The following is a 13,062-nucleotide window of genomic DNA, read 5'->3' on the forward strand; positions in this document are numbered from 1 at the left end:
AGTGATCTATGATTTCCCCCTAAAACAGAAAAAAGGATTTTTATTTAATGGATAACAATTCGCGATACTTGGTAAGCGGCCAATACCTATTATCTACCAACCTTTCCAATTTATCGCAATGCATCCGTATTTCATCAAAATACGGCTTTACATTATCACTGTAAGCAAAGGCTTTTTTATGTGTATCCGTTAGTTTGTTTGCCTTCCTTCTTGCATCGGTCATAGCGTCCGTCTGCTTTTTAAGATCAGTAATATGCTCTGCAACTTGTTCTATAATTCCTGATTGGCCATCCGTTAACTTCCTATGAGCAGCACCATATATTTCTTTGAGACCCAATACATTTTTTATCAAAATATTCTGATACTCCACAACCGACGGAATGATGTGATTGTACACCAATTCATTGAGAACCCTACCTTCTATTTGAATGTGTAAAATATAAGCTTCCAATTCTACTTCCTGTCTTGCGGCCACCTCTTTCTCACTCATAACGCCCATAGAATCAAAAAGGTCTAGACTTGTTTTTGAGGTCAAAATCCGTAAAGCTTGCGGAGTGTTCTTATTGTTGCTTAATTTTCTTCTTCTCGCTTCTTTTTCCCATTCATCACTATAGCCATCACCATCAAAACGAATACGTTTGGAAGTTTTAATATACTCACGCAGCACATTAAAAACGGCTTCATCCTTTTTGAGACTCTTTTTATCTACCAGTGCATCTACTTCCTTTTTAAATTCCTGTAGTTGCTTTGCCACAATAGTATTTAAAATTGTCATGGGTTTTGCACAATTGGTTTTGGCCCCAACACCACGCATCTCAAACTTGTTTCCGGTAAATGCAAAAGGAGACGTGCGGTTACGATCCGTATTATCCAATAAAATTTCCGGAATTTTACCCACTACATTTAATTTAAGCTCCGTTTTCTCCTCCGGTGATAATTTTCCTTTGGACACCCCTTCTAACTCATCCAAAACATTACTTAACTGCTTACCAACAAATATGGATAAGATTGCCGGAGGCGCTTCATTAGAACCCAATCTATGGTCGTTACTAGCAGATGCAATAGAGGACCGTAAAAGCTCCTCATAAGTATCTACCGCTTTAATGGTATTGATAAAAAACGTTAAGAATTGAAGGTTCTTCATTGGTGTAGAGCCTGGACTCAATAAATTTACACCTGTATCCGTAGCCAAAGACCAATTATTATGCTTTCCCGAACCATTGATACCAGCAAATGGTTTTTCGTGAAAAAGGACCTTAAGTTGATGCCTATCCGCTATCCGATCCATCACATCCATTAGAAGTAGGTTGTGATCCACCGCTAAATTTGCTTCTTCAAAAACAGGTGCTAATTCAAACTGATTAGGAGCTACTTCATTATGCCTTGTTTTTAAAGGAATGCCCAAAAGCATACATTCTACCTCCAAGTCCTTCATAAAATTAATTGCCCTCAGTGGTATAACGCCAAAATAATGATCATCTAACTGCTGACCTTTTGCCGCGGAATGGCCCACAAGTGTTCGCCCTGTTAAACTGATATCAATTCTTGAGAGAGCAAGTTCTTTATCCACCAAAAAATATTCCTGCTCCCAACCTAAAGTTGCGCTAACTTTTACCACAGTCTTATCAAAATACCGAGCAACAGCTGTAGCCGCTTCATCTACTGCACTTAAAGCACGTAATAAAGGTGCCTTATTATCCAAAGCCTCCCCGGTATACGATACAAATATTGTAGGTATACACAACGTAGTATCATATACGAAAGCCGGACTAGTGGGGTCCCAAGCCGTATATCCTCTAGCTTCAAAAGTATTACGGATTCCTCCACTGGGAAAACTAGAGGCATCGGGTTCTTGTTGTACCAACTGGCCACCGCCAAACTTCTCTAAAGCCCTCCCATCTGGCATAAGATCAAAAAAAGCGTCATGCTTCTCTGCTGTTGCACCAGTAAGTGGCTGAAACCAATGTGTGTAATGGGTAGCACCCATTTCAATAGCCCATGACTTCATGGACTCCGCTACCTGATCAGCTATTTTCCTATCAATTTTCGAACCTGAAAATATTGCCCCTTGAACACTTGCCAAAGCATCCTTGGTTAAATATTGTAGCATGCGTTCATTATTAAATACGTTGTTCGCATAAAGCTCTGACCTACGCCCCTTTTCATCAACACTTACGCGTTCCCTTTTTCGGCTCTGGGCAATAGCATCAAATCGCTGTCTAGACATACTTTTACTTTTATTTATATCGGCTAAAATAAGTATTACCGAATTAATAATAAATTCTGGAAAAAATCAACTTACCACAAAATACCCCGTTAAAATTAGGGCAATCGTAAATAATATTCAATTTTTTCATATTTACCCCCCTAAAAATTAGTATAATTCAACAAAAAACATATTTTTGTTCGTCTGTAAATTTAAAATTAATTACCGTAATTATGAGCAAAACTAAATTAGAATACATCTGGTTGGATGGATATTTCCCTACGCAGAACATGCGTAGCAAAACTAAAGTTGTAAACGATTTTGGAGGCAAATTAGAAGATTGTGATATGTGGTCTTTTGATGGAAGTTCAACGAGGCAAGCAGAAGGTGGATCTTCTGACTGTTTGTTAAAACCAGTTGCAATTTATCCAGATCCTGCACGTAGAGATGCCTTTTTAGTAATGACCGAGGTCTTAAATGCTGATGGTACTCCTCACGAATCTAACGGAAGAGCAGGTATTGATGACGATGATAACGATTTCTGGTTCGGTTTTGAGCAAGAATACTTTATCATGGATACGAAAACACAACTTCCTTTAGGTTTCCCTATTGGCGGATACCCGGCTCCACAAGGAATGTACTACTGTTCTGTAGGTGGTTTACATACTCACGGAAGAGAGCTAGTAGAAAAGCATGCTGACCTTTGTATCGATGCTGGTCTTAACTTTGAAGGAATCAACCAGGAGGTTGCTTCTGGACAATGGGAATTTCAATTATTCGCTAAAGGTGCCAAGAAAGCGGGAGATGAAATTTGGATTGCAAGATACCTTTTAGACAGATTAACCGAGCAATATGGTTACTACATTGAATACCACCCTAAGCCATTAGGTAAAGATATGGACTGGAACGGTTCTGGTATGCACGCTAACTTCTCTAATGAAGTCTTAAGAACATGTGGTTCTAAAGAAACTTACGAGAAAATATGTGAAGCTTTCCGTCCGGTTGTAAAAGAACACATTGCTGTTTACGGTGAGTTTAACGACCAACGTTTAACAGGTGAGCACGAAACTGCTTCAATCAACGACTTTAGCTTTGGTATTTCTGATAGAGGCGCCTCTATCCGTATTCCAATTATTACAGTTGAACAAGGCTGGAAAGGCTGGTTAGAAGACAGAAGACCTGCTTCTAATGGTGATCCATACAAGATTGCCGGTAGAATTATAAAAACAGTTAAATCTGCGAAGATTTAATTATACAGTTTTTTGTTGTTGACATAATGTAGAACGCCCGAACCAATTGGTTCGGGCGTTTTTTTGTTTTCTACTTTATAAAAACTATTGGTCATTACCTTTCCAAGTCTGCAATGCGCTCACAGCCTCATCTGTATAATCCGTAAAAACACCATCTACACCAGCATCAAAGAACAGGTGGTACTCATCTTCCACATTACCGTTACTCCACTTGTTATCTTCATTTCTAAACGTATATGGATGTACTTGTAAATCATATTTGTGAGCCAAATCTACAAAGTCGGTTTTTGGCAGCACCGCGATAGTTCCACTTTCATCCTTGGTAAAAGAAATGACAAAAGGTTTCCATGGGCCAATACCTTCTGCATAAGAAGATACGAATCTCATACCTTCATCCGTAGAAAAATACTCGTAGGTTCTAGCATCTCCATTGGCATAAAAATCGAATGGTGCTGCATAGGAGATAAAATCACCCTCAGGTACATTAAAATCCAAACTACCGTCTGCATTTACATTATAAGTTGAAATTAGCTGTACCAATTTTACATCTGATTTTGAGTTGATATACTGCAAAGGAGCAACCTCAAAACACTGAACGAACACAGGCGAATTATACGAGTTAAGTTTTGCTTCCGATAATTTTGCCAATAGAGCATCTTCAATAGGAAGGCCTATTAAGTTATGAAAATAAGGATGCTTCATTTCAGGATAAAGCCCCACATCACTTCCATTTGTAGTTTTTCTAGATTTTGCCAAAGTGATAATTTCGTCTAATGTTGGAATTTGAAACATGCCATCAAAACGATCGGAACGGTCAGAACGGGCTTGTTTGGCTTTTAGTTTTTTAATCTGCTCCAAAGTAAAATCAGAAACAAACCAGTCCGTAATTTCTTTTCCATCCAGATTTTTAGTTGTTTTTAAATTAGCAAACTCCTGTAGGTCTTCTACGTTGGTTGTGCCGGAAATAAAAGGTTCGTGACGCGCTACCAAAAAACTGTCCTTGGTCATGACCAAATCTGGCTCAATGTAATCAGCACCCATTTCAATAGCTTTTGCGTACGCCTCTAACGTGTGCTCTGGATAAATGGACTGTGCACCTCTGTGCGCTATGACCAAAGGTGTTTTACTATTTTCTTCGTGATGACCTCCCCCTATAAAATCATCTAATTTATCACAAGAAGTGAATAAGGTTAGAAGGGATAAACCTGCCATTGGTAAAAAATTCATTTTCTTCATTTTAGTGGTTTTTAAATTGACACTAAAACAACAAAACAGATATTAGCCTAACGTTAAAGAAGATTACTATATGAATATGCTTAGATGAGGATAAGTTAAGGGAATTGTAAAGTAACTAATAAAGACAAAAATTAAGTGATCGTATGGTAAACAAACGCAATATAAACTCCTAGTAATATAATACCATCCCTCCATCCTAAACGAAGACCCCTAGGAATAAAAACTAGAGGAAGTATAAGAAAGGAAATACCTAACATCCAAAAAATATCATTACTCAATAACCCTTCATCCATTACATGAATAGGCGTAATAATAGAGGTGATACCTAGAACGGCCAATAAATTAAAAATATTTGAACCGATCAAATTTCCTAAAGAAATAGCTTTTTCCTTTTTGATCACGGCAATTATAGATGCCGCCAATTCTGGTATGCTAGTACCCACGGAAACTATAGTTACGGCTATTATACGCTCACTAACGCCATATAAAGTAGCCAAACCTACCGCACCATTGATAAGCAACTCTGACCCTCCCCAAAGTGCCGTACCGCCAAGACCTAAAAATAGTACTAACTTATACAGTGGCAAAGGTTCATCATCCTCCGGTGCTTCGTCTTCTACTGCTTGCTTTTGAAAGCGCAATAAATAGACTAAAAACAAGAATAAGGCAACAACCATTATTATACCTTCATACTGTTGTATTTGCCCATCAAAGAAAATAAACCCAAAAAATAGCAGTGAAGCGGCCATCATTACGGGCCAATCTGTTGTATAGAAAGTTTTACGAACATCTATACTTCCTAACAATACCGTCACGCCTAATACTAAACCAAGGTTAGCAATATTAGAACCTACTACATTTCCTAATGCCAAATCCGGAAAACCATCTAATGCTGCTTTTATACTTACAATAAGCTCAGGTGCTGATGTAGCAAAAGACACCACCGTCATACCTATCACTATTTTGGGGATATTCAATCTTAAAGAAAGAGCAACTGCTGATTTTAAAAGCCAATTACCACCCGCTATTAAAAGTGTAAGGCCTAGAACAATAAAAAGAAGATTCTGCATGTACAGTTTTCAGAAAATTAGTGAACAAAGATATAGGAACATTTTTACTTTTAAATGTCTTTTTTAGCGAGTTACCAAAGCAAAATATACGTGTGAAAAAAGTCGTTCAAAAATGGATTTGCACCAAAAGCATTAATTCCGACTCAAAACTATGCTTAAAAAAGAAAAGGATCTTCAAAACAGTCCTTCATTTGTTTCAATATGAAAGTTTTATTTTACTAATAAATTACAAATTGAAACCATACTGTAGACATATTTTTAAATTTATTAACTGTAACCATTTTTTAACCTGCATAATCGTATGAAAATTGAATAATTCTCATCATTCTGCTAGGATATCAATATTTCTTTTAATTATCTTGATTGGATAATCGATTATTATCAACTATCTATTAACCCTAAAAACCCCTAATTATGATTACACTTGCAAAAATTCTATTACTACTCCTAGTATCGATGATCACGATAGTAGCGTAAGTTAAATCATATAGGCCTATATAATAAAAGACCGCCGTAAAGCGGTCTTTTACTTTATTTTCAATAAGTTAGCATATTCTATATACCAACTGATGAAGAAAACATTATTTAAATTTCTTGCCAAAGTAAATCAAGTACTATTACCCTCTTATTCTCAAAAAAGGCTAGACTTATCTAAAGCTTCCAAGATACAGATGGCTATAATTGGCTGGCGCTATTTTGTTACTACTCGGGCTTTGGACTAGTAATTTAAAAGTGCTTTTGTCATAATATTTTCTATTTTGTTCCTACCGTTTAAAAAATCCAGTTCAATCAAAAAGTTACATTGAACGATTTCCCCTCCCAAACGTTGTACTAAATCGCACGTAGCTTTTGCTGTACCTCCAGTAGCTAGTACATCATCATGAATTAGTACTTTTTCGCCTTTAAGAATAGCATCACTATGTATCTCCAAGGTATCTGTACCATATTCAAGATCATAGGTCTGACTAGTTCTTGCTGCCGGTAACTTATTAGGTTTTCTAACCGGGATGAAACCTGCATTCAGTTTTTGAGCCAAAAGAGGTGCGAAAAAAAATCCGCGGCTTTCCATGCCCACAACTTTATCTATCTTAACATCACCCACCATTTCAGCAAGTCTATCTAACGTAAATTGCATGGCTTTGGCATCTGCCAACAGCGGTGTTATATCTTTAAAGACCACTCCATCTTGCGGAAAATTATCAATATCTCTAATAAAGGTTTTTAAATCCATTTAATAAGTAACTTATATTTTGCCGTAAATGTAAAAAGAAATATATTTGCACCCCGTTAGGTAAAAAGCCCATTACAATTGGCTTATTTTAATTTCCGTTCAGGGAAAGCTAACGAAAGTATTTTTATTGGTCCTGTGGCGCAACTGGATAGCGCATCTGACTACGAATCAGAAGGTTACAAGTTCGAATCTTGTCAGGATCACCAAATTGGACGTATTCCAATATCAAAACCTTGCTGATCTTAAGATCAGCAAGGTTTTTTGCTTTTTAAGAATATAGTTGAATTTTGATAATGCTTAAACTGTAGATTTTTGAAAACCCATTGAAGTCTGTCTACTTTTTCAACGTTATATTGATAGCTTACCACTAGTAATTGAAATGAATATACCCTAATACTCATTCGATAAATTACAACTATCCAATACAACTGTTTTTTACGCAAGAGTACAATTAATATATTCTCAAATACACTTCTTCTGAAGCAAAGACTTTAATTTACTCTGTTCTAAAATGCTTAGTAAATTATGAATACATATATAACTCAATCTCCATTAACTCTACTTATTCTACTTTTAGGTATAAATTGTTCGTCGAGTCAAGATACAAGATATAAGGAAGTTATAAATACATCAGGTGTTTACAGTATTGACACAGGATATACAATTTCTAAAGTACGTCCTGCAGTAAACAAGAATAAAACGTACATCGTTGCTAGTAGTTATGAAGGCACCGTTTTAGGCATTTCTTATAACGGAAAAATACTTTGGAAAAATGAACTATCAGGTTTTATGAACCATGATATTTGGGCCGATGATATAAATAATGATGGCTTTGATGAGATTTTAGCCGCAAATGCGGATGGTACTGTATATTGTCTTGATCATAAAGGAAAGGTATTATGGAAATTTAAACAGAATACCGCACCCATGTATGCGGTTTGTATCATAAAAAAAGATAAAAAGGCCTATGTAGTTTGTGGTGGGTACGACAATAGCTTTTACTATGTGACTAGTGATGGTAAATTAATTGATGAAATTGCTTCTCATACCTATTCTGTAGAAAAACCCTTTAGTAAAGCAAAAAAAGAACTACCTCCCGAAGGGTTGCATTTAACCAATTTTTTAAGACCTGGAAAACTTGCGAACGGCAAAGAAATATTGATAGTTCATGGAGTTCAAAACAGCATGAATGGCAATGGAACGCTTTACTATTTCAACCCTTTAGAGAAACTACCTTACAAAACCATAAAAATTAAAAAACGTGGCCCTTATGGAGATGTGAAAATTGGAAATGTAAATGGAGCTCAAGAAGTGTTACTGGGTCGTGTTGGGGCGCAGGCAAAAGGTATGCACTTTACAAAAGTTAGCCTTGACAACCCCAACCACCAATCTTTTGTTGATTTTAAAGAAGTAAAAGACCAAAAACCCCTTAAAAGAGGCATGTATCGTGTTATTCAAACCGATGTGTTCAACTACAAAGGGAAAACGGCTTATATAACCCTATTTGGTAGCAATATTTTAATTCATAATGTTGGAGCTAAAGATGCAGATGCCGAAGTAATCCCTACACGGTTTTCATTTAACGACATGTTTAAAGACCACAACGCAAATAAGCTAATCTTAGCTAGTGCACAAAGTGGAGGAAGCGCTATTCAAATTATAGATTTAGATAATACGAATTGGAAAAATGAATTTTCTAAATTAAATCCTCCAGGGAAAATTCAGACTATACTTACCAATACGAACAAAATAAAACAAGATTTACAGCAGTTTAAAAAACCTTCTTATCAAAAAGAATCCGCTACTGTTTATTTGATGTCAGAAAACAGAAAAAAAACAGGTGCGGCAGAAGCTATTGATAAAATTGAAGCTACATATAGCAACCCTGTATTTTTAAACGGAGGGAGTTTTGATAAAGAAAAGTGGGATCGTTCTGCCATGCCAAGTGAAGTTTATAAAAATAAGCGAGATGGTAGAATGAAATACATATTAACCCAAAACGAGGTTTTAGAAATACTGAAGAAAAAGCATAAGCAGTCTAACGGAAAAGGGATTTCTTATTGGGCCGGTCACGGTAACGACCCTTATATGTACCAAGTAGCTACTACGAAAAAAGGATTTGATATTGCTAACGGAAACAAAACCGTAATAATTTACCCTGAAGTTGAAGACCATTCGGACGAGTTTAATTTTGTCATGAATGATTTAATTCTACCCCTAGCAGATTATGCGAAAACAAAAAATGCTAGTTTATACCTACGCAATAAGCATTTGTTCTGGCAATCTAGTGTTTATATGGATAAATGGGAACCATTAACATCTGGTAAATATGCTAGTGTTTTTGTGCCCGCTATGGAAGAAACCACGGATAAATCTATGGAATTGAGTTTTACATCTCGCTTAGGCCTTTGGGCAAGCGGAGCGGTAGATAGTTGGGGTGCCCGTTGTGCTAGAGACAACCCTAGTTTTGATCGTTTACGCCAACATTCCAATCAAACGTTACCCAACCATTTCTTAAGAACCATGGTGTATACTATTTCAAGTGGTGCCCAATATATAGATAATTTCCCCGTGGATCAAGAGTACATGAGTTTACTATGGGAACTGATTGCAAAAGGGGCTTTATTTGTTCCTGAACGCTCGGACATTTTAAGTTTTTCCCCTGTTCATTTAAGCATTAATAATCCTAATGAAGACTATCTAAATGAAGCTAGCAATGTAAAATGGCTAACGTTTTACAATAAAAACGGAGATAATAAAGAAGCATATGCTTTTAGCAGATTAAATGGTACGTGGCCAGGAGCTCCATTAACTGAATGGGATTTTTCCAGATTTGCTGCAGGAGCAACAGACCGTCATTTAAATTTTATCCCAAAATATAATAACGGTATGGTTTTGATTACTCCTACACAAAATGGTGCGTTTGTAGACAAAGATGCCATTAGAAAACCTTTAGAAGAAAATATTAACCCATGGTACAAAGGCAAACTAAAAGAATACTATTCTGACGGAAAAAATTATATGTCTGCAGATGGTAAATCCATTTATAAGCCTAGAGATTATTACAAGGTAATTGAAAAAGATATTATAGAAAGTGCCACTTTATTACCATTAACAGTTTCTGGCAATGTGGGGTGGGTAGTTGCACAGGTCTCGCCAAAGCATTTACGTTTAACCCTTGTCGAAAACGGATATATTAACCCAAAAGAAGCTACGGCAACCGTTAAATTTAATAATATGAAAGTACTGAAGATTAAAGACCTGTTGAATAATGAGGAGTTTAAATCGAGCCCAAATACGGAGATAAAGATTGCTGTTCCGTTAGGTGGCTTCCGATTTTTAGATATTGAACTAGCTGAAGCATTATAGCAGAAAAGCGAGAATATTAAGATTGATTTAATCGATTTCTAAAATATTCAAAAAAACACATGACAGCTGTTTTATTGAACAAATTATGAATTAAAAATGAAGCATACATTCTTTTATTTAATCCTATTGACTTGCACTTTTGTTGGATGTAAAACAGCAAATATTGATACTATTAACGCAAAAGCATTAGAATCAATAGATGTTAAAATTGTATTGTTAGCAGGGCAGTCCAATATGGCTGGAGCGGGAAATTTTGATGAATTGAGTCCGGTAGACCTTAAAAGAATTGAACATATATCAAAAAGAGTTTCATTAAGTTTCAATGGCAAACCAGCTGAACCGCTTTCATATTATGATAATAAACCAAACGAAAAATATGCCTTTTTAAAGCGTTTTGGTCCAGAACTATTTATGGGATTGACATTAGCAGAGCGTAACCCATATCAAGAATTCCTATTAATAAAGCGTTCACAGGGTGGGACAGCATTGTATGGCGCTTGGAATCCTAATTGGACAGCTAAAAAAGCTAAAGAAGTGGAAAAAGGAGAGTCTAAACAAAATTTGAAACTCTATGATCTTCATATTACAGATATCAAGAAAAATATAGAAGTTTTAAAAACTCAAAACAAGACTTACAAAATAATAGGGTTAGCTTGGATGCAAGGAGAGAATGATGCTGCCAAAGAGATTAGTGCAACCACTTATAAAGACAATCTTAGAATTTTAATTAAAAGTTATAGAGAAGATTTAGGTAATAAAAATCTATCATTCGTAATTGGACAAATAAATTCCAGATATGGAAAATTCCAAGAAAAAGGCCCTGCTATAGTGAGACAAGCAATGAATGAAGTTAGCGCTTCAGACAATCAGGCAGCTATTATTAAAACATCAACAGATACCACTTGGGCGGATTATCCAAAACATACAGATAATGTCCATTACAATACTAAAGGTCAAAAACGTTTAGGGATTGCATTTGCCAATAAGCTAAGTATTCTAAACCAATAGAAGAATTGACAACGGACTACCCCAGAAACGGGCGAAGCCAAGCGCAGAATTAGCTTAAAAGCAATAGAGTAGGTTTTAAACGCAAAATATTATAGAATATGGATGTTAAGAAAATAGCACTATTTACAGTTGTCTTACTTCAAATAACAGCTTGTGGTGCTCAAGCATTAAAAAATTCAAAACCGAATATCGTTTTTGTAATGACAGATGATCAAGGGTTGGTTTTGGAATCAATTGGGCATCCTGTAGTTGAAACACCGTTTATAGATGCTTTTGCCAAGAAAGCATTACGATTTACTAATTTTTATGTAAGCCCAAACTGTGCACCTTCTAGAGCTGCCATTATGGGAGGCGTACATGAGTTTAGAGCAGCAGTTACGGCAACACACAACGAATGTGAACGTATGGCTTTGGATTTGACAACCTTTCCTGAATTACTCCAAAAAGAAGGGTATGAAACCGGAATATTTGGAAAATGGCATTTAGGGGATATTGATGCGCATTTACCTAGGAATAGAGGGTTTTCCGAAGTCTTAATGCATGGAGCCGGAGGAATTGGTCAAAGAGAAAAAGGTGTAGAAATAACAAGTTATGCAGATTTCACACCAAATCAAGGAGAGAAAATGAATGCTAAATATTTCGACCCAGTTTTATTACACAACAAAACCGTAGTGCAAACCAAGGGCTATTGTACAGATATATTTTTCAATTCGGCAATTGCATGGATTAAAGAACAAAATGAGGCCAAAAAACCATTTTTCGCATATATATCTACAAATGCACCTCATTCGCCTTTGATAGCAAAGCCAGAAAATTTGCAGCGAATGAAAGACCGTGGTGTTACAAAACCACAACCTAGGTTGGCAATGATTGAAAATATTGACGACAATTTTGGTGTATTGATGCAGAAGTTAGAAAAATGGAATATGTTAGAAAATACACTTGTTATTTTCACTTCTGATAACGGAGCACCAGGCTCTGACCCAGATTTTATTCAAGGTCATAAAACAGGTAAAGGAACACCCTATGAAGGGGGCGTACATGTACCTGCTTTTTGGTATTGGAAAGGGAAATTTAAAGAAGATGTAGCTATTGACGCATTAACTGCCCATGTAGACTTATTTAAAACGTTTTGTGAATTAACCGGAGCAAATAGTTCCAAAGCAAAACAAGAATTAACCGGAAGAAGTTTGTTGCCGTTATTAGAAAATCCAAGTTATAATTGGAAACCAAGAGTATTGCAAACACAACGTGGAAATATTGCTAAAAACCCCATAGATTCTGCAGACAAAATGTGGTCGGTAAGAACAGACCGTTGGCGATTAGTTGGAAAAGAATTGTATGATATTTCAAATGATCCTTATGAACAAATAGATGTTTCTGAGGAATACCCAGATGTTGTTGCAGCACTATCAAAATCTCATTTTGATTGGTACCAAACAATGATTCCCCATATGATTAATCAGAATAATGTGTGGACAGACCCCAAAGCTCCTTTCGAAAAATTATACGACGAACAATTAGCTAAAGGGGGTATTCCTAATTGGGCACCTGCTAGTATTGACTAATGCAATTGAGGTACTAGAATAAATTATGATTCTATAGACAAAACTCAGAAGATAGTTATCAGTTAATTCAAATAAAAAGCCATTCTAAACCCTCAGTTAAATTGAAAAATTTCCTGAGGGTTTT

General features: G+C 36.1%; 9 protein-coding genes and 1 tRNA gene. 6 read left to right on the forward strand and 4 right to left on the reverse strand.

Annotated elements, in window-relative coordinates:
- Positions 1-40: 40 nt before the first annotated feature.
- Positions 41-2,227 (reverse strand): glutamine synthetase III family protein, encoded by a 2,187-nt coding sequence (locus tag KO521_RS10490; RefSeq protein WP_215939876.1) that lies wholly within the window; start codon positions 2,225-2,227, stop codon positions 41-43.
- A gap of 212 nt (positions 2,228-2,439) precedes the next feature.
- On the opposite strand from KO521_RS10490, the gene KO521_RS10495 reads away from it, so the two are divergent.
- On the forward strand, positions 2,440-3,456 hold the full coding sequence (locus KO521_RS10495; RefSeq protein WP_215939877.1) for a glutamine synthetase beta-grasp domain-containing protein: 1,017 nt from the start codon (positions 2,440-2,442) through the stop codon (positions 3,454-3,456).
- Positions 3,457-3,540: 84 nt separating this feature from the next.
- Here the strand turns inward: KO521_RS10495 and KO521_RS10500 are convergent, their stop codons facing one another.
- Positions 3,541-4,692 (reverse strand): glycerophosphodiester phosphodiesterase, encoded by a 1,152-nt coding sequence (locus KO521_RS10500; RefSeq protein WP_252730011.1) that lies wholly within the window; start codon positions 4,690-4,692, stop codon positions 3,541-3,543.
- Positions 4,693-4,823: 131 nt separating this feature from the next.
- On the reverse strand, positions 4,824-5,762 hold the full coding sequence (locus KO521_RS10505) for a calcium/sodium antiporter (RefSeq protein WP_215939878.1): 939 nt from the start codon (positions 5,760-5,762) through the stop codon (positions 4,824-4,826).
- A gap of 569 nt (positions 5,763-6,331) precedes the next feature.
- Here KO521_RS10505 and KO521_RS20445 point away from each other — a divergent pair.
- Positions 6,332-6,484 carry an SsrA-binding protein gene (locus KO521_RS20445; protein ID WP_252730012.1) on the forward strand — a complete coding sequence of 51 codons (153 nt, stop codon included), beginning with the start codon at positions 6,332-6,334 and terminating at the stop codon, positions 6,482-6,484.
- Here KO521_RS20445 and KO521_RS10510 read toward each other — a convergent pair.
- Positions 6,481-6,993: an adenine phosphoribosyltransferase gene (locus tag KO521_RS10510; RefSeq protein WP_215939879.1), complete on the reverse strand. Its 513-nt coding sequence runs from the start codon at positions 6,991-6,993 to the stop codon at positions 6,481-6,483. The two genes, KO521_RS20445 and KO521_RS10510, sit on opposite strands and share 4 nt — an antisense overlap.
- 129 nt (positions 6,994-7,122) lie before the next feature.
- On the opposite strand from KO521_RS10510, the gene KO521_RS10515 reads away from it, so the two are divergent.
- The 4 genes from KO521_RS10515 (at position 7,123) to KO521_RS10530 (ending at position 12,938) form a co-directional block, all read left to right on the forward strand.
- Positions 7,123-7,199: transfer RNA gene (locus KO521_RS10515), tRNA-Arg, on the forward strand.
- A 319-nt stretch (positions 7,200-7,518) separates the two neighbouring features.
- A complete protein-coding gene (locus tag KO521_RS10520; protein ID WP_215939880.1) occupies positions 7,519-10,362 on the forward strand; it encodes an outer membrane protein assembly factor BamB family protein in 2,844 nt (947 codons plus the stop codon).
- 96 nt (positions 10,363-10,458) lie between these two features.
- Positions 10,459-11,370, forward strand: a complete 912-nt coding sequence (locus tag KO521_RS10525) for a sialate O-acetylesterase (protein ID WP_215939881.1) — start codon at positions 10,459-10,461, stop codon at positions 11,368-11,370.
- 98 nt (positions 11,371-11,468) lie between these two features.
- Positions 11,469-12,938, forward strand: a complete 1,470-nt coding sequence (locus tag KO521_RS10530) for an arylsulfatase (protein ID WP_215939882.1) — start codon at positions 11,469-11,471, stop codon at positions 12,936-12,938.
- Positions 12,939-13,062: the final 124 nt, after the last annotated feature.

The organism is Zobellia uliginosa, from assembly GCF_018860745.1.
Classification (GTDB): Bacteria; Bacteroidota; Bacteroidia; order Flavobacteriales; family Flavobacteriaceae; genus Zobellia; species Zobellia uliginosa_B.

Bases quoted from the DNA above. Each gene is read 5' to 3' on its own strand.
- KO521_RS10500 (WP_252730011.1), bottom strand. From the start codon at position 4,692: ATGAAGAAAATGAATTTTTTACCAATGGCAGGTTTATCCCTTCTAACC.
- KO521_RS10495 (WP_215939877.1), top strand. From the start codon at position 2,440: ATGAGCAAAACTAAATTAGAATACATCTGGTTGGATGGATATTTCCCT.
- KO521_RS10530 (WP_215939882.1), top strand. From the start codon at position 11,469: ATGGATGTTAAGAAAATAGCACTATTTACAGTTGTCTTACTTCAAATA.
- KO521_RS20445 (WP_252730012.1), top strand. From the start codon at position 6,332: ATGAAGAAAACATTATTTAAATTTCTTGCCAAAGTAAATCAAGTACTA.
- KO521_RS10520 (WP_215939880.1), top strand. From the start codon at position 7,519: ATGAATACATATATAACTCAATCTCCATTAACTCTACTTATTCTACTT.
- KO521_RS10490 (WP_215939876.1), bottom strand. From the start codon at position 2,227: ATGTCTAGACAGCGATTTGATGCTATTGCCCAGAGCCGAAAAAGGGAA.
- KO521_RS10510 (WP_215939879.1), bottom strand. From the start codon at position 6,993: ATGGATTTAAAAACCTTTATTAGAGATATTGATAATTTTCCGCAAGAT.
- KO521_RS10505 (WP_215939878.1), bottom strand. From the start codon at position 5,762: ATGCAGAATCTTCTTTTTATTGTTCTAGGCCTTACACTTTTAATAGCG.
- KO521_RS10525 (WP_215939881.1), top strand. From the start codon at position 10,459: ATGAAGCATACATTCTTTTATTTAATCCTATTGACTTGCACTTTTGTT.